Source organism: Mycobacterium shottsii (assembly GCF_010728525.1).
GTDB lineage: Bacteria > Actinomycetota > Actinomycetes > Mycobacteriales > Mycobacteriaceae > Mycobacterium > Mycobacterium marinum.
This window is the reverse complement of sequence record NZ_AP022572.1, coordinates 5,052,027-5,069,396: the sequence shown is the minus strand read 5'-3', so window position 1 is coordinate 5,069,396 and position 17,370 is coordinate 5,052,027. Positions and strand designations below refer to the sequence as shown.

Annotated in this window: 12 protein-coding genes and 5 pseudogenes; 13 read left to right on the top strand and 4 right to left on the bottom strand. The window is 65.5% G+C overall.

Features of this window, described 5'->3' with window-relative positions; translation table 11 throughout:
- Positions 1-4 precede the first annotated feature (4 nt).
- Positions 5-1,087: a PDR/VanB family oxidoreductase gene (locus tag G6N41_RS23535; protein ID WP_038579283.1), complete on the top strand. Its 1,083-nt coding sequence runs from the start codon at positions 5-7 to the stop codon at positions 1,085-1,087.
- A 5-nt stretch (positions 1,088-1,092) separates the two neighbouring features.
- Here G6N41_RS23535 and G6N41_RS23530 read toward each other — a convergent pair whose 3' ends face one another.
- Entirely contained in the window at positions 1,093-1,734 is a 642-nt protein-coding gene (locus G6N41_RS23530) for a TetR/AcrR family transcriptional regulator (protein WP_198965810.1), read from the bottom strand.
- Between the two features lie 123 nt (positions 1,735-1,857).
- Between G6N41_RS23530 and G6N41_RS23525 the strand changes: the two genes are divergently transcribed.
- Positions 1,858-2,883 carry a Rieske 2Fe-2S domain-containing protein gene (locus tag G6N41_RS23525; RefSeq protein ID WP_020728353.1) on the top strand — a complete coding sequence of 342 codons (1,026 nt, stop codon included), beginning with the start codon at positions 1,858-1,860 and terminating at the stop codon, positions 2,881-2,883.
- Between the two features lie 5 nt (positions 2,884-2,888).
- Positions 2,889-3,977: an NAD(P)H-dependent amine dehydrogenase family protein gene (locus tag G6N41_RS23520; RefSeq protein ID WP_198965809.1), complete on the top strand. Its 1,089-nt coding sequence runs from the start codon at positions 2,889-2,891 to the stop codon at positions 3,975-3,977.
- Between the two features lie 6 nt (positions 3,978-3,983).
- Here G6N41_RS23520 and G6N41_RS23515 read toward each other — a convergent pair.
- Positions 3,984-5,321 (bottom strand): annotated as a pseudogene (locus tag G6N41_RS23515) (HNH endonuclease signature motif containing protein).
- 103 nt (positions 5,322-5,424) lie between these two features.
- Between G6N41_RS23515 and dapB the strand changes: the two are divergent.
- The 5 genes and pseudogenes from dapB to G6N41_RS23490 form a co-directional block, all read left to right on the top strand.
- Positions 5,425-6,162, top strand: coding sequence for a 4-hydroxy-tetrahydrodipicolinate reductase (gene dapB / locus G6N41_RS23510; protein ID WP_020728356.1), 738 nt, complete (start codon positions 5,425-5,427; stop codon positions 6,160-6,162).
- A gap of 6 nt (positions 6,163-6,168) precedes the next feature.
- Positions 6,169-6,633, top strand: a complete 465-nt coding sequence (locus G6N41_RS23505) for a hypothetical protein (protein WP_198965808.1) — start codon at positions 6,169-6,171, stop codon at positions 6,631-6,633.
- Between the two features lie 50 nt (positions 6,634-6,683).
- A complete protein-coding gene (locus tag G6N41_RS23500) occupies positions 6,684-7,085 on the top strand; it encodes a flavodoxin family protein (protein ID WP_198967990.1) in 402 nt (133 codons plus the stop codon).
- Between the two features lie 31 nt (positions 7,086-7,116).
- Positions 7,117-7,263, top strand: a pseudogene (locus tag G6N41_RS29185) (GMC oxidoreductase); the annotation flags it as partial.
- Between the two features lie 200 nt (positions 7,264-7,463).
- Positions 7,464-7,682, top strand: a pseudogene (locus tag G6N41_RS23490) (PPE domain-containing protein); the annotation flags it as partial.
- Between the two features lie 16 nt (positions 7,683-7,698).
- Here G6N41_RS23490 and G6N41_RS23485 read toward each other — a convergent pair.
- Complete coding sequence (locus G6N41_RS23485) at positions 7,699-8,571, bottom strand: IS5 family transposase (protein ID WP_407663844.1); 873 nt, start codon at positions 8,569-8,571, stop codon at positions 7,699-7,701.
- A 50-nt stretch (positions 8,572-8,621) separates the two neighbouring features.
- Between G6N41_RS23485 and G6N41_RS23480 the strand changes: the two genes are divergently transcribed.
- The 5 genes and pseudogenes from G6N41_RS23480 (at position 8,622) to G6N41_RS23460 (ending at position 16,783) form a co-directional block, all read left to right on the top strand.
- Positions 8,622-9,518, top strand: a complete 897-nt coding sequence (locus G6N41_RS23480) for a PPE family protein (protein ID WP_259593265.1) — start codon at positions 8,622-8,624, stop codon at positions 9,516-9,518.
- A 99-nt stretch (positions 9,519-9,617) separates the two neighbouring features.
- The gene (locus tag G6N41_RS23475) at positions 9,618-11,165 is read left to right on the top strand and encodes a class I adenylate-forming enzyme family protein (protein ID WP_198965807.1); all 1,548 of its coding nucleotides are present in this window, start codon (positions 9,618-9,620) and stop codon (positions 11,163-11,165) included.
- A gap of 298 nt (positions 11,166-11,463) precedes the next feature.
- A pseudogene (locus G6N41_RS29840) lies at positions 11,464-12,267 on the top strand (PPE family protein, SVP subgroup).
- Positions 12,268-12,336: 69 nt separating this feature from the next.
- Complete coding sequence (locus G6N41_RS23465) at positions 12,337-13,518, top strand: PPE family protein (RefSeq protein WP_198965806.1); 1,182 nt, start codon at positions 12,337-12,339, stop codon at positions 13,516-13,518.
- A 31-nt stretch (positions 13,519-13,549) separates the two neighbouring features.
- On the top strand, positions 13,550-16,783 hold the full coding sequence (locus tag G6N41_RS23460) for an acetyl-CoA carboxylase family protein (RefSeq protein ID WP_198965805.1): 3,234 nt from the start codon (positions 13,550-13,552) through the stop codon (positions 16,781-16,783).
- A gap of 169 nt (positions 16,784-16,952) precedes the next feature.
- Here G6N41_RS23460 and G6N41_RS29650 read toward each other — a convergent pair.
- Positions 16,953-17,273, bottom strand: a pseudogene (locus tag G6N41_RS29650) (PE-PGRS family protein); the annotation flags it as partial.
- Between the last annotated feature and the right edge of the window lie 97 nt (positions 17,274-17,370).

Below are 17,370 nucleotides of genomic sequence, written 5' to 3'. Positions count from 1 at the left end.
GGATATGGCGGTGTCGGAGAGCAGCTGGACCAGCAGGCCCGCCGATCTGTACGGTCGCAGCCACCGAGATCGCTTTGCCACCGCATTGTGGGGTGTGCGCACCATGTTCGGTGGATTCGCCCGGTTCTCGCGGTGGAATCCGTCGCGGGTAACGCCGGTGGGCCGGACACATCGCGCCAGGGTGGTTGAGCGCGAACTCGTCGCGCCCGACGTGGTCGCGCTGACCCTGGCAGACCCGGACGGCGGATTGCTTCCGTCCTGGTCACCCGGGGGGCACATCGACGTGCAGCTGCCCTCTGGCCGGCGCCGCCAGTATTCGCTGTGCGGCCCACCGGGGCGCCGCATCGACTACCGCGTCGCGGTGCGCCGCATCGCCGACGGGGGCGGCGGTTCCATCGAGATGCACGCCGCTTACCAACCGGGAGACATCCTGGTCTTCGAGGGGCCGCGCAACGCGTTCTATCTCGGTGCTGCCGAGCACGACATGCTCTTTGTGATCGGCGGCATCGGGGTGACTCCGATTCTGCCGATGGTCGCGCTGGCCCAGCAGCGCGGCGTCAATTGGCGCGCGATGTATGCCGGTCGCAGCCGCGAGTACATGCCCCTACTCGATGAGCTCGTGGCTGTCGCACCGGAGCGGGTGTCGGTGTGGGCCGACGACGAACACGGCCGCTTTGCCCAAGTGGAAGATCTGGTGGCCGGGGCCGGACCGAAGACGGCCGTCTACGTGTGCGGGCCACCCCCAATGCTGGAGGCGGTACGCGCGGCGCGTGCTGAATATCCTTGTGCACCTTTGCACTACGAACGATTCAGCCCGCCGCCGGTCGTGGACGGGGTGCCGTTCGAGCTGGAGCTCGCGCGCACCGGCGAGGTGCTGAGCATCCCGGCGAATCGGACAGCGCTGGACGTCATGCTCGACCGCGATCCGACGACCGCGTACTCCTGCCAACAGGGATTCTGCGGCACGTGCAAGGTCAAAGTGCTTGCCGGACAGGTTGATCACCGTGGCCGGGCGGCGCAGGGTGACGACGAAATGCTGGTCTGCGTTTCGCGGGGGCACAGCGCTCGGGTCGTCATCGACGCCTGAGCGACTCAGGGTGTCCGAGAATTCTTCAGGTAACCCGCCAGCGCATTGGTGAGCGCGCGTCGTGCCAGCTCGAGGTCGGCGTAGGAACCCAGTTGTCGCTCTGACACCAGCCCCCGCATCGCGCCGGGAATGAGGGCGGCGACCTCACGCACCCGGTTGGGGTCGACATCGAGATCGGCGAAGGCGTTCTGGCACGTGTCGAGCCAGCTTCTACCCCAGGAGAACAGCTCGGCCGCGGTGCGGGGATAGAGGCGCTCGAGTTCGCCTGGGTCTCGGGGCAGCGCGGCGCGCAGGTTCTCTATTGTGCGTGAATCGGCCGATGCCAGGCCGTGAAACAGGGTCTCGATGACGGCGGCAACTCGCTCCTGCAGGGGCCGGCCGGACTGCAGCGGCTTCGACAATGCCAACATCGACCCCGCACGCCGCTCGGCGGTGCGGTGCAGTACGGCGGCCCAGAAACCGTCGACGTCGCCAAACTGGTATTGCACCGCACCCCAGGTGGCTCCGATCTCCTTGGCGATGCGGTTGGCCGAAACCGAGCCCGGATCCCCGGAAGCAAGTGACGTCAGCGCCGCTTCGAGCATGCTCTCGCGGGTGGCGTTGCCGCGCCGGTTGGGGCGTCTGCCTGCGACTCCGGCCCGAGTCATGTGCCGATGGTATCGGCTGTCGCGATGGCAGTAGGGGCAAATTCACATTTTCATAGAAGGTGCTGTGATGTTTTGGCGGGGCGGCCTATCATTCGTACGAAGCCGCCAAGGAGGACTGCTCAGATGGCCAAGCCGCCGCTGTCGATGAAGCCGACCGGATGGTTCCAGGTCGCCTGGTCCGACGAGATCGGCGTGGGTGACGTACGCACCATGAAGTACTTCGACCAGGAATTGATCGCCTGGCGGGCCGAGTCGGGCCAGCTCATCGTGATGAACGCCTATTGCGAACATCTTGGCGCCCACCTCGGCTACGGCGGCAAGGTCGTCGGCGAGGTGCTGCAGTGTCCGTTCCATGGGTGGCAGTGGAATCAGCTGGGTCGCAACGTGTGCATTCCGTATCAGGACCGGCCAAATCGAGGGCGCCGCATTCGTACCTATCCCGTGGTAGAGCGCAATGCGTCGGTCTACCTTTGGCACGATGTCGAAGGCCGTGCGCCGTTCTTCGACGCCCCGGATGTGTTCGCCGGCTTCAACGATGGCAGCAGCGCCGCCGACTACTATCCGCAGCAGCGCCTCTACCGGCAAACATTGGAACTGCATCCGCAATACGTGCTCGAGAACGGGGTGGATTTCGCGCACTTCAAGTACGTGCACAACACTCCGATAGTGCCGGTGTTCACCCGCCACGACTTCGACGGCCCAGTGTCTTTCGTCGACTTCACCATCACCTTCGAAGGCGATGACGGCCAGCGGATCGAGGACATCAACAGCGGCGTGGAGGCGATCAACGGCGGCCTGGGAGTGGCGGTCACCAAGAGCTGGGGCATGGTCGACAATCGCACCATTTCGGCGATCACGCCGGTCGACGAATCCACTTCCGATGTCCGGTTCATGGTCTACATCGGCCGTACCCCTGGTAAGGATCCGGCCCGAGCCGAACTCAAAGCTGCCGAATTCGGCCGGGAAGTGATCCGTCAGTTCGAGCAGGACATCCAGATCTGGGCTCATCAGCGTTACTGCGACCCGCCAGCGCTAACCACTGATGAACTCGCCGGATTCACCGCAATTCGCCGATGGGCCAAGCAGTTCTATCCCGACGGCGTCGGCGGCAGCGCCGCCGAGGTGTATGCAGCGTTGCAGAAAGGCTGAACCGAATGAGTGCACGGCCCCAACCGATTCGGGTCTTTCAGGTCGCCACCGGCAACGTCGGTCGCGAGATGATCAAACGGCTGCAAACCCGGCCCGACCTGGAGCTGATCGGGCTGCACTGCTATTCGCCAGACAAGGTCGGCGCAGATGCCGGGGAACTGGCCGGTATCGGCCCGATCGGCGTAACGGCCACGGGCAGCGTCTCCGACATCGTCGCGGCCAAGCCGGATGTGCTCACGTTTCACGGTGTGTTCCCCGACGAAGACCTCTATGTCAAAGTGCTCGAGGCGGGCATCAATATCGTCACCACCGCCGACTGGATCACCGGGTGGCACCGCGATCACAACCATCCACATCCATCGGGCAAGCCGGTGACGCGGCTGTTGGCCGAGGCGTGTGAAAAGGGCGGCGCCACGTTCTACGGCACCGGCATGAACCCCGGCCTGAACCAGATCCTGGGTGTGGTGTGCTCAGCTGATGTGGCCGAGATCGAGAACGTCACCACGATCGAGTCCGTCGACGTGTCATGCCACCACTCCAAGGAGACCTGGATCGAGGTCGGTTACGGTCAACCGGTTGATGACCCGGACATTCCGGCCAAGCTGGAGAAGTACACGCGGGTCTTCGCCGACAGCGTGCTGATGATGGCGGACTGTTTCGACTTGCCGCTCGACGAGGTCAAGTTCAGTTACGAACTCGGGGCCTGCACCAAGGACGTCGACCTGGGCTGGTACACGCTGCCCAAGGGCTCACTCGGCGGTAACTATCTCAAGTATCAGGGCATGGTCGGCGGGGTGCCGCGAGTGGAGACACACCTGGAGTGGCAGATGACGCCGCACACCGACCCGAGCTGGAACATCAAGGGCTGTTACATCACCCAGATCAAGGGCGACCCGTGCATCTGCAACAAGCACATGATCTTCCCGAAAGCCGGTGTGGACCTGTCCAACCCGGACAACTTCGCCTCCATCGGCATGACGGTTACCGGGATGCCCGCCCTCAACTCGATCAAGTCGGTGGTGGCGGCACGGCCCGGCTTGATCACCAGCGCTGAGCTTCCATTGCGCGGGTTTGCCGGGCGGTTCAAGAACTAGCCCCGGTCAGGGCCCCTCGTCGTCGAAGAGGCGTTCGGGGTGATGGTAGTCATTGGTGCGTGCGCCGCGGTCGAGCTGTGGGGGCGGGATCCATGCGGTCCGTCCGTTGGGGAATTTCGTTGTTCGCCAGCCATTTCCGGCCAGCTTGTGATCGGGTTTGCAGGCAAAGGTGAGTTTGTCGACGTCGGTTGGGCCGCCGGCCGCCCACTCGTCGGTGTGGTGCACTTCGCACCATTAGCCGGGCACGTCGCAGCCCGGGTGGGTGCAGCCGCGGTCCTGCGCGTAGAGGACCAGCCGCTGATCGGCCGAGGCCAGTCGGCGAGATCGTCCGAGATACAGGGAGCGATTTGAATGTTCGTCGAAAACCGCCAAGTAGTGATATGCGCGGCTGGCCATCCGGATCACGTCGCGCATGGGCACAAACGTCCCACCGCCGGTCACCGCGCGGCCCGTGCCCGAAGTTAGTTCCCGCAGCGTGGTCGACACGATGACCGTCACCGGCATTCCGTTGTGAGCATCGAGTTTTGGATCGCCCAGCCGGCCGTCGAGCAGGGCGTTGAGGGCGTCGTGGCGGCGCTGGGCGGGGCTGCGCAGATCTTTGGCGGTGCCCTCGTCGGTGGGTTCGCCTTTGACGCAGGGTGTTTCGTCATCGGGGTTGCACATGCCGGGTGCGGCGAACCGGGCCAGCCACGCATCGAGATGGGCACGCAGTTGCGGGGTGGCGATGAGCTTGCCGATGCTCATGCCGTCGGGGCGTTGAGCGCACCAGGTAAAGCCACGCTGGCGGGCCCGGTCGGCGTCGGAGAACTTTCCGTCGGGATTGATCAGCACCGCGGCGCGGTTGGCGACCTTTTCGAGTTGGTCGGGCCGCAGCTGCACCGCTTGCCGGGCCAGAAATTGTTCTGCTTGTCTGACCGTGTCGGCCGGTGTGTCCCGGGGGAGATCGCGCACGAAGGCCGCTATTACCTTTACGTGCTGGCCATCCAGCAGGCCCCGGCGCCACACCTGTGCCGTGGCGGGCAGTTCCGCCGGCAGTGATTGGCCGGTCAGCGTGATGCGCGGTGATAGTTGTTGGGCATCGTGAACCCGGCGACGGGCTTCGGCGCAGCTGATGCGCAGCCAGTCGGCGACCACCTTGTAGACCGGGCCGCCGATGTCGGCCGGATCTTCGGCGGCCAGGCCCGCGATTACGTCGTGGCTGACCACCGCTTGGCGTCGTCGCGCGTTCTCCAGCCGCTGCAGCGCGCGCAGCCGAGCGGCGGGCTCGAGGTGGCCAAGGTCGGCTTCACCGATCGCCGCCACCGCCGCATCCAGCGCGTCCAACAAGGTGGCTATCGAATTCATGTTCGAATTCTATGTGTGCGTGGCAACACGGGTGCGGCGGTCAACGGCCGCTGTGGATGAACGCCGGACTGTGGATAACGGTGCCGGGTCTAGGGTGAAGGCCATGCGAGTAGGCGTATTGGGAGCCAAGGGAAAAGTCGGTGCGACGATGGTTTCGGCGGTCGAGTCCGCTGCGGACTTGACCCTGTCCGCCGAGGTGGACGCCGGTGATCCACTGAGTACCTTGACCGAGACAAACACTGAGGCCGTCATCGACTTCACCCACCCCGACGTGGTGATGGGCAACCTGGAGTTCCTGATCGACAATGGAATTCACGCCGTGGTCGGAACCACAGGTTTCACCGCCGAGCGGATCGCGCAGGTGCAATCATGGCTGGCCAAAAAGCCCAGCACGGCAGTGTTGATCGCGCCGAATTTTGCTATCGGGGCGGTGTTATCCATGCATTTCGCCAAGCAGGCTGCGCCGTTCTTCGACTCCGCTGAGATCATCGAACTGCATCATCCACAAAAGGCGGACGCACCATCGGGCACGGCCACCCGTACCGCAAAGCTGATCGCCGAGGCGCGGGAAGGCCTGGCGCCCAACCCCGATGCCACCAGCACCAGCCTGCCGGGAGCTCGTGGCGCCGACGTCGACGGGATCCCGGTGCACGCGGTGCGCTTGGCCGGACTCGTCGCTCACCAGGAGGTGTTGTTCGGTACGCAGGGGGAGACGCTCACAATCCGCCACGACAGCCTGGACCGGACATCGTTTGTGCCCGGTGTGCTGCTGGCGGTGCGTCGGGTCCGGGAGCGTCCCGGCCTGACCATAGGTATTGAGCCGCTGCTCAACCTGCAGTGAGTGACCATGAGTGACACTGTGCGCACCGTGCGTGTTCAGGTGCTGATCGCCTTCATGTGCGTAGCCCTGCTGGCGTATTTCGTCATGCTCGGCCGGCTTGCGTTCGCGATGATCGGCTCGGGTCGCGCGGCCGCGGTGGGGCTGGGGTTGGCGCTGCTGATCATGCCGCTGATCGGGTTATGGGCGATGGTCGCGACGCTGCGAGCTGGATTCACGCATCAGAAGCTGGCCCGCCTCATCGCCGAAGAGGGACTGGAACTCGACGCCGACGGGCTGCCGCGGCGCGCGTCGGGCCGGATCGAGCGCGATGCGGCTGACGCGTTGTTCGACACGATGCGCGCCGAGTTGGAAGAGGACCCGCAAAATTGGCGGCGCTGGTACCGGCTGGCCCGTGCCTACGATTACGCGGGGGACCGCCGCCGTGCCCGCGAAGTCATGAAAACCGCTGTCGAACTGCAGGCGCGGCAGTGAGCAAGCGATTGTTGATCGTGCACCACACCCCGTCGCCGCACTGCCAGGAGATGTTCGAGGCGGTGGTGGCCGGGGCGACTGACCCTGAGATCGAGGGTGTGGAGGTCGTCCGGCGGCCCGCGCTGACCGTCTCACCGGTAGAGATGCTCGAGGCGCACGGGTACTTGCTGGGCAGCCCGGCGAACCTTGGCTACATCTCGGGCGCGCTCAAGCACGCGTTTGACCAGTCCTACTACCAACTGCTCGACTCGACGCGAGGTCGGCCCTTCGGGGCCTGGATGCACGGCAATGAGGGCACCGAGGGAGCCCTACGTGCCATCGACGGCATCACCGCCGGGCTCGGGTGGGTAAAGGCCGCCCAGACCGTCGTGGTGATGGGTAAGCCGACCAAGGCAGATGTCGACGCGTGTTGGAACCTCGGCGCGACGGTCGCGGCGCAATTGATGGAGTGAGTCCCGTGCTGCCGTGATGTGCGTGTCGGTCGCATCCGTTGTCGGGCAGGTGCTCCGTGTCCGCGGTGTCGAGGGCCTCCGTGTCGCAGACGCCTCGGCGCTGCCTCGCATTCCCCGCGCCAACACCAATGCCCCCTCGATCATGATCGGAGAGCGCTGCGCGGACTTCCTGCTCGCACAATCGGCGACAGCTACGCCGAGACGGCAATTGTGTCCGGCAAGGAACTCGGGTGCAGGCAAACTTCGAGTGCGTTGCGATAAGAAGCTGCAATCGGCGCGCTTGAGCCCGCATTGGCGGGCAGGCTGTTGGATAATGGATGCCACACCTGGAGCACAGAACGCCAATATCCCCGGCTAGAACGAGAAATGGAATCCCAAGTGGATTTTGGAGCTCTACCTCCGGAGATAAACTCCGCGCGAATGTACTTCGGCGCGGGAGCGGCTCCGCTGCTGGGGGCCGCGGCGGCATGGAACGACATTGCTGTCGAGCTGAGCACCGCCGCGTCCGCCATCGAGTCGGTCATCACCCGGCTCAGTTCCGATCAGTGGTTGGGCACCGCGTCGCTGTCGATGGCCGCCGCGGCACAGCCGTTGCTGGCCTAGGTCCTGTCTGCTAATTGCGGACGCGGTGGTAGGTGATGATGGCGGCCAGGGTGGCACCGCCGAGGTAGGTCAGGGCGTATTTGTCGTAGCAGGTGGCGACCGCGCGCCAGTGTTTGAGCCGGTTGAAGCTTCGCTCGACGGTGTTGCGGTGCTTGTAGATTCGGCCTGAGAACCCCGGAGGCCGTCCTCTGTTGCGGCCTTTGGCTTTGCGGCGGGTGATCTGGTCGCTGCGCTCGGGGATGGTATGGGCGATCTTGAGCCGGCGCAGCTGTGCCCGCGTCGAGTCATGGGAGTACGCCTTGTCCGCCAGCAGGTGAAACGGGGCGTATGAGTTGCTGCGCCGGGCGGCCAGCAGTGGCCAAAGCATCGGATTATCACCGGCTTGACCGGCCGACAGTGCCAGGGTGACCGGACTGCACAGCTGGTCGGTCAAGGCGTGGATCTTGGTAGTCAGCCCGCCGCGGGAACGCCCAATGGCGTGGTCATCGGGCTCATCGAGATATTTCTTGTAATTCGACAGATCCCCCTGTGCGGCGCCCGGGCGCGCTCCGGCTGCGTGTTGGTGGGCGCGCACACTGGTCGAATCGACCGACAACAGTGCGCCCAGGTCGGCGTCCTCGGCGTCGAGGTCAGAGGCGATCGCCGCGAAGATCCGCGCGTAGATGCCATCGACCGACCAGCGTAGATGCCTCTCGGCCACCGATTGCCAGGGACCGAAGTGCTCGGGCAGGTCACGCCACGGAGATCCCGTACGGTAACGCCAGATAATGCCCTCCAGAGTACGTCGATGATCGTTCCACGGCCGGCCACGCCGCCGCCCCGCAGGCAACACCGCCACGATCAGCGACCACAAATCATCAGAAATCGCATGCGTCCGCATCACCCAAACAGCATCAGCCAAAACACCATTCACATTAAGCAGACACGCCCTAGTTGAGCTACACCGCTGAATCCTCAGCACTTGCTGCGGCGCAGGCCGCGGCGTCGGTGGCTGCCTTCGAAACCGCATTCGCCATGACAGTGCCCCCGGCCGAGGTTGCGGCGAACCGAGCGCGGCTGGCGGCACTGATGGCGACCAACATCTTTGGGCAAAATGTGCCGGCTATCGCGGCTACCGAGGCACGTTACGGCGAGATGTGGGCCCAAGACGCGTCGGCCATGTACAGCTATGCGGCCTCTTGCGCGGGTGCCGTAAGACTGAATCCACTGACCCGGCCGTCGGAGACCACCAATCCGGGCGGGATCGCCAGCCAGGCGGCCGCGGTCAGCCACGCTGCCGCCTCTGTTTCGGTGCAGCAGGCGGGTTTCGAGAACCTGATCAGCACGGTCTCCGATGCCGTCATGAGCCTGTCGGCTCCCGTGACATCCTCACCGCATGTGACGTCACTCGGCGCTTTCATAGAGGACATCATCTTTCTGGATATTCCGCGGTTCGTAGAGTCCGCGTTTCACGGCCTGGGCGCGACCGCGGACTATGCCACCATGATCGCTGCCAATCTGCTGACCCTGCAGACCAGCGCCAATACCGCAACCTCCGCGGGCGGGGTCGCCCCGGCGGCCGCGGCGGGATCCGCACTGGCCCAAACGGTCACCTCCGCGGGCGTTGGCGATGCATCCTCGGTCGGTGCGCTGTCGGTGCCGGTGGGCTGGACTACCGCGGCACCGGCTGCGACCGGCGGCGCCGCCTCCGACGGCACGGGCTGGGCGGTTCCCGACGAGGACGTGCCGAGCCCGGCGGGGATGGTCGCCGGCACCAACGGTGCTGGTGCGCGGCCAGGCCCGCGGTACGGAGTCAAACCGAGGGTGATGCCGAAGAAAGTCCTCGTCTGACCTGAACCTGGACTACGCAGCCGGCCGCTCCTACCGTTTGTTGATATGGGGCAACAACGACACCGGTGAGCGCTGATGTAGTAGCAAAAGGATTGGGATATGAGTTCGGTCATCGAAATCTCCCGCGACCACAACCCGTTCCCGCGGCTAGGGGTTTGCGTCGATCGCAACGGTGTCGCGCGCTACGACGAACTGCCGGCCACCCTGCTGGAAATGCTCGCCGAGCAGTTCGACAGCCGTCCCGACGCCATGGCGGTGATCGAAGTCGGTGGCGACCGGTTGACCTACCGCCAGTTGTGGTGCCGCGCATCGCGAGTGGCCGGAGGGCTGCGGGCCGACGGCCTGAAACCAGGTGACCGGGTGGCCGTGCGATACCCGGCGGGCATCAATTGGGTGCTGGCATTTTGGGGGGTACTGATGGCCGGGGGGATCGCGGTTGCGGTCAACACACGCTCGGCCCGCCCCGAGGTCGAATTCGTGCTAAACGACTGCGGGGCACGCATCGACCTGGCACCACAGGACGCGCTGCCCGATGGCGATCCGTATCTCACCGAGCAACTCGGCCCGCGTGATGTCGCAGCGCTGTTCTACACGTCGGGCACCACCGGACACCCCAAGGGCGTGCCAACAACTCACGAGGCGTTCCTGGCCAACACCGAGAACGGGCTCAGATGTCTCGGATTGGCAACGGATCTCGGTGAGCAACTGCGCACCCTGATCACGGTGCCGTTGTTTCATGTGACAGGCTGCAACTCACAGCTGTTGACGGCCGCCCGGCTTGGCGGCGTCGCGGTGATCCTGCCTGCACTCGACCTTGACCAGGCGCTCGTAACGCTTCTCGCAGAGCGGATCTCGCTCCTGGTGACCGTCCCGGCGGTGTATTCTTTACTGCTGCGGCACAAGGATTTTGGCGCTGCCGATGTTTCGGGAGTCCGCCAGGTCTGCTACGGGGGTGCGCCGACAGCGCCGTCGCTGGTGCGGCGGGTGAAGGAAGCGTTTCCGCGGGCCACGGTGTTGAATGGATACGGCATGACGGAGTCCGCCTCGCTGATGACCGTGCTGCCCGACCCGGAGGCCGTCGAGCACGCCGATTCGGTCGGATATGCGGTTCCTTCGGTGGACCTGGGGGTAATTCCGTTGCGCGACGGCGGGACCGGTCCAGGTGGGCTGGTAGGCGAGCTGGTGGTGCGTAGCGCCAATGTGACGGCGGGCTACTGGAATCGGCCGGAGGCCACGTCGGCGACGATCGTGGACGGCTGGTTGCATACCGGCGACGTGGTCCGCGTCGACGATGCGGGTCGGGTGCACGTCATCGATCGACTCAAAGACATCATCAACCGGGGTGGGGAGAACGTCTCGAGTGTCGAGGTCGAATCCGTGTTGTTTTCCGCGCCCAGCATCGCCGACGCGTGTGTGTTGGCCGTGCCCGACGAGGTGATGGGGGAGAAGGTCGGAGCGGTGCTGTTCGGGGGCGCCGACCCGATCGATGTGGCCGCGGTGCTGCAACACTGTCGGGCCCAGCTCGCGGACTTCAAAGTTCCGCAATACGTGACCGTGGTGACCAATCCGTTGCCGCGCAACGCCGGAGGCAAGCTGCTCAAGGCCAAGCTTCGCGAGCAGATCCAGTGGGGCGCGGCCTTGCGGTGACTGACGCGCGCGCACGGCCCGCAGAAATTTTTTCGCCACAAGGCTCAATTCGGTGCGGTCGGCCGTGCCAAGGTGACACGCTCGAATGGACAGTGTTAGCGCTGTCGGCGTCGGCGTTAAGAAACCGTAAATGGATTCCTCGCCTGCGTCTTTGGGCCGGAAGTTCGGGGGTGCATATCACTAGCCTTATCTCAGTGCACAGGAGCCAATCAGAAAATAATCAGAAAGTATTTAGCAAATGTACAGGAAATTCGGTCGCGGCACTGAGCCGGAATGTTTCACAAGGAAGGAGCAATAGATGTCTTTTCTGACTACACAGCCCGAAGAGCTGGCCGCAGCGGCGGGCAAGCTGGAGACCATCGGTGCGACGATGGATGCGGAGAACGTGGCCGCCGTGGCTCCGACCACGACCGGAGTCATTCCCGCGGCAGCAGACGAGGTGTCGGCGCTGCAGGCGTCACTGTTCACCGCCTACGGAACCCTGTATTAGCAGGTCAGCGCCGAGGCGGCGACCCTCTACGACATGTTCGTCAGAACGCTCGGGGTCAGCGCTGGCACCTATGCGGCCGCAGAGACGGCCAATTCGTCGGCGGCCGCCTCTCCGTTGTCGGGGATCATCGACGCGCTCGGCGCATCGACGCCCGCATCAGACATCGCGAACATCGTGAATATCGGGGCGGGGAACTGGGCCTCGGCTTCGTAGGACTTGCTCGCGCTGGCTGGTGGCGGCTTGCTTCCGGCCGCGGTTCAGGCTGCCGAAGGCGATGTCGCGCAAGCCGCCGGCAGCGCGGAATCCGCCGCTGCGGCGGCCGGGGCCGCCTCACTCGGCGAGGCCCCGATCGTGGCCGGTGTGGGCGGGGTGTCGGCCATGTCCGCGGCATCCGCGTCGCCCAGTTGGGCCGGGCAGGCGACCTTGGTCTCCAGTACGAGTGCCGGCGCCCTGCGGGGCGCGGGCTGGACGGTTCCGGCGCCACAAGCAGCGCCGGGAACCGTCATTCCCGGAATGCCGGGACTGGCCGCGGCTACTCGCAATAGCGCGGGATTCGGCGCCCCACGCTACGGCGTCAAACCCATCGTCATGCCAAAACCGGCGGCCGTCTAGCAAACGAATAACTAGACCACTGCCAGCAACCAAGAACGCCGAATTTCGGATAATCAGGGGATAGGAAAAATGGATTTCGGAGCTTTACCACCTGAGATCAACTCCACACGCATGTACGCGGGCGCGGGTGCGACACCAATGATGGCCGCGGCGGTGGCGTGGAACCGGCTGGCCGTCGAGTTGGGTACCACGGCCGCCTCCTTCGAATCGGTGGTCACCCAGCTGACCACCGAACAATGGATGGGGCCGGCATCCACGTCGATGGCGGTCGCGGTTCAGCCGTACCTGGCCTGGCTGACCTATACGGCGGAATCCGCGGCACACGCAGGTGCGCAAGCCACGGCATCGGCGGCCGCGTTTGAGGCGGCGTTTGCCGCGACGGTTCCCCCGGCCGCAGTGGCGGCCAACCGGGCGCAGTTGGCGATGCTGGTATCGACGAACATCCTGGGCCAGAACACGCCCGCCATCGCGGCCACCGAGGCCCAGTACGGCGAGATGTGGGCGCAGGACGCGTTGGCGATGTACGGGTACGCGGCGTCCTCGGCGGCCGCCGGCACGCTGAATCCTTTGACCACGCCCGCGCAGATCGCCAACCCGGCCGGGCTGGCGAGCCAGGCGGCCGCCGTGAGCCAGGCCGCCGCGGCCACCACCGTCGACCAGGTGGGCCTGGGCAATCTGATCACCAACGTGCCAGGGGCGGTCATGGGTCTGGCATCCCCGGCGGCATCACTGGTCGATGCGACCGGGCTGAGCACCCTGGTTCAGGACATCAGCAGCGTGCTGGGGACACCCTTCCTGCAGAACGCCATCAACGGTGCGGTCAACACCGCGGCATGGTTCGTCATGGCGGCCATCCCCAATTCGGTCTTCCTCGGCCACACCCTCAACGCCATGGAGACCGCGGGCGCGCCCGTGGCTGCCGATCTTGCCCCAGCCCTCGCGCCCGCGGCGGGCCTAAGGCATGCGGTGGCGCCGTTGAGCCTCGGTGGGACCGGCGTTGAGGCGGGTCTGGGGCAGGCCGCTGGGGTGGGCAAGTTGTCGGTTCCGTTCGGTTGGTCCAGCGCCGCGCCCGCGCTGACCTCTGGCACCACGGCGCTGGACGGCAGCGGCTGGGCCGTACCCGAGGAAGCCGGGCCAATAGCGGCGATGCCGGGTGGACCGGGAATGGCAGTGGCAGGCAAGGGCGGGGGCTTTGCCGGGCCACGCTATGGATTCAAACCCACCGTCATGCCCAAGCAGGTTGTCGTTTGATCCCCACTGACCTGAAAAACCGACGGGACTCATGACTCTGCTAATCGCGAACCGCGGTGAGATTGCGCTGCGAATCATCCGCACGGCAAATGAATTGGGAATCGCGACGGTGGCGGTGTATGCCGAAGACGACGCCGAGACCCCACACGTGCACGCTGCCGATGAGGCGATCGGTTTGCCTGGCAAGGGCGCATCCGCCTACCTGGACCGAGCGGCGATCCTCGCGGCGGCCGCGAAGGCCGGGGCCCGCCTGATCCATCCCGGCTACGGATTTCTCAGCGAGAACTCCGAATTTGTATGGGCCTGCACGGCCGCGGGATACACGTTTGTCGGGCCGGACGCCGACGTACTGGACCTGGTGGGCAACAAGGCCTCTGCCCGTGGCGTCGCGACTGCCGCCGGAGTGCCGGTATTGGCCGCGACCGAAGGGCCGAGCAGCGGCGAGGACGTCCGTGCCTTCTTCGCTGACCAGGATGGCGGCATCATGATCAAGGCGCTGGCCGGCGGTGGAGGCCGCGGAATGCGCAAGGTCGAGTGCGGTGACCAGATCGACAACGCATACCGGCAGTGCGCGGCCGAAGCGCAACTCGGATTCGGCAGTCCCGCGCTGTTCGCTGAGGCGTTGCTGCACAACGCGCGCCACATCGAGGTCCAGGTGGTCGCCGCCCCCGTCGGGCACCAAACACGTGCCCTGGCTCTTGGGGACCGGGACTGCAGTATCCAGCGGCGCTACCAGAAGCTGGTTGAAATAGCGCCAGCCCAGCAACTTTCGGACCTGCTGCGGCGTCAGCTGCATCAGGCCGCCGCGCGGTTGTGCGCCAGGGTAGGCCCGCGCGGGGTCGCCACGGTCGAATTCTTGGTTGCGGGGGACAAGTTCGTTTTTCTCGAGATCAATCCGCGAATTCAGGTGGAACACACCATCACCGAAGAGGTCACCGGGGTGGACCTGGTGGCCGCACAGTTGGCGATCGCCGGCGGCGCCTCCTACTACGAACTGGGTCATCAGCTCGGACTACCCGCCGGTATCGCCTCTGACGGCAGTGAAGTCATCGGCGAGCCCGCCGTGCGCCGCGGGATCGCCATCCAGACCCGGATCAACATGGAGACCCTCGCCGCTGACGGCTCGGTCTCGCCCGCTACCGGCACCCTGAACGTGTTCTCGCCGCCAAGCGGTCGGGGCGTGCGGGTCGATACCTATGGCCGGCCAGGCCTGGTCCCCAGCCCGCTCTACGACTCGCTGCTGGCCAAGGTGATCACCCACGTACACGGTTCTTCGTTTCCGGCAGCGTTGCGCAAGGCCCGGACCGTGTTGTCCGATTTCAGCATTGAGGGCATCGCGACCAACGCCGGTCTGTTGCGAGAAGTGCTCTCGGATGACCGTCTTGTGTCCGGAGTGGTGCCGACGACCTTCCTCGACGAGATACTCCCGGCGCTGGTAGAGGAGGCGCAGTCACAGCAGCGCGAGGTCCGTGTGGTGGCCCTCGAGTTGTACCCCGGTGAACAGGCGATGCGCGCCCAAATGGCGGGCACCGTCGTCGAGGTTCCGCCCGAGGGCGTCGATATCGGCGCCGGTGACCAACTGGTGGTTCTGGAAGCGATGAAAATGCAGCATGTGCTGGCGGCGCCGGATCGGCTTCACACGGTCCGGATACTGGTGACGCCCGGTCAGGTCGTTGCGACGGGCGACCCGCTAGTAGTCTTCAGCCGCACCGATGCTGGAGAAGACGTCGAATCATCCTTGGCGGCAGTCGATCTGGATCGCTCGCGGGCCGATCTCGAGGAGGTCCGCGCGCGCCACCGGCTGACTCTGGACGAGGGCAGGGAACTCGCCGTCGGCAAGCGGCACAAGCAAGGCCGACGCACGGCGCGGGAGAACATCGCCGACCTGGTGGATGCCGGAAGCTTCGTCGAATACGGTGCACTGGCGATCGCGGCGCAACGCAGCCGGCGCTCCGAGGAAGACCTGATCGTGAGCACTCCGGCCGACGGCCTGGTGGCCGGGCTGGCAACCATCGGGGCGGATCGCTTCGGAAACAACGCCGCCGAGGCGGTGGTGGTGTCCTATGACTACACCGTGCTGGCCGGAACCCAAGGCATGCGCAACCACGCCAAGACCGATCGTGTCTTCGGACTGGCCGCTCGAAAACGGATTCCGGTCGTGCTGTTTGCCGAGGGCGGTGGTGGCCGGCCGGGGGACACCGACCTCGGCAACATTTCCGGACTCGATGTGCCGACCTTCCGCATGCTGGCCGGACTCAGCGGGCGGGTGCCGTTGGTGTCGATCGTTTCCGGCCGCTGCTTCGCCGGCAATGCCGCACTCGCCGGAGTATGCGACGTGATCATTGCGACCCCGGACGCCAACATCGTGATGGGTGGTCCCGCAATGATCGAGGGCGGTGGGCTCGGGGTGTACCCCCCGGAGGCGATCGGCCCGATCGACGTTCAACGACGAAACGGCGTGGTAAGTCTGGTCGCCCGCGACGAAGCCCATGCGGTGTCGCTTGCCAAACGGTATCTCGGCTACTTCCAGGGCAAGGTCGAGGGTTGGCAGGCGCCGGATCCGCGGTTGGCCCGCCAGGTGGTGCCGGAGAATCGGTTGCGCGCCTACGATGTTCACCGTGCGATCGAGTCCATTGTGGACGTCGGTTCGGTATTGGAGTTGCGCGCCGACTATGGGGTGGGCATCGTCACCGCACTCGTTCGGATCGAGGGTGTTGCCTACGGGTTGATCGCCAATAGCAGTCACCACCTCGGTGGTGCCATCGATGCCGAAGCATCGGATAAGGCGACCGACTTCCTCATGCTCTGCGAATCGTTTCGGTTGCCGGTGATCTCACTGTGTGACACGCCCGGGTTCATGGTTGGGCCAGACGCGGAAACGCAAGCCTCGGTCCGCCGGTTCGGTCGGATGTTTCTGGCCGGCGCACGGTTGACGGTGCCGCTCGGAATGATCATCTTGCGCAAGGGATATGGGCTGGGAGCCATGGCGATGGCCGGCGGCTCCTTTCATGCCCCCGAATTCACCATCGCCTGGCCCACCGGGGAGATCGGCGGCATGGGCTTGGAAGGGGCGGTCCGCCTTGGCTTTAGTAAAGAACTCGCGGCGGCCGCCGACGACATCGAGCGCCAAGAACTCTTCGATCGTCTTGTTCAGGCCGCCTACCAACACGGCAAAGCGCTACGGTCGGCCACCACATTCGAACTGGATGACGTGATAGACCCGGCAGAGTCCCGGGCCTGGATCACCAGACTGCCGGGACGCTGACGGTTCGCGCGGCTAGTTATCCGTGGCCGGAGCCGCAACCGACGCCGGGGATGCAGCCCTGGCCGCCCGGCACGCCACCGGGTCCGGAGAACTGGCCTCCGGAGCCGCAACCGACGCCGGGGATGCAGCCTTGGCCGCCCGGCACGCCACCGGGTCCGGAGAACTGGCCTCCGGAGCCGCAACCGACGCCGGGGATGCAGCCTTGGCCGCCCGGCACGCCACCGGGTCCGGAGAACTGGCCTCCGGAGCCGCAACCGACGCCGGGGATGCAGCCTTGGCCGCCCGGTCCGCCGCCGGGGCCACCGTTGACCCCTCCGGATCCGCAGTTGCCGTTGCTGTCGCAGCCGCTGCCGCCGGGCTGTTCGGTGGCGAGGAAAGTGATTGCTGTGGTGGTCGCTGCCGGGCCGGCCGCCGCGACGGCATCGGCTGTGACAACCGGTGCTGCGGCGATCGCAGTAGCGACAGCCCCAGCCACCACCAGTGGTTTGATGAGGTGTGATTTCGCTAACATCCTTATCGCATACCACGCGCGCGCCTGCCCGAAACATGGCAGCAGGGATTGAGTGCAACAGGTGCCCGTCAACGAT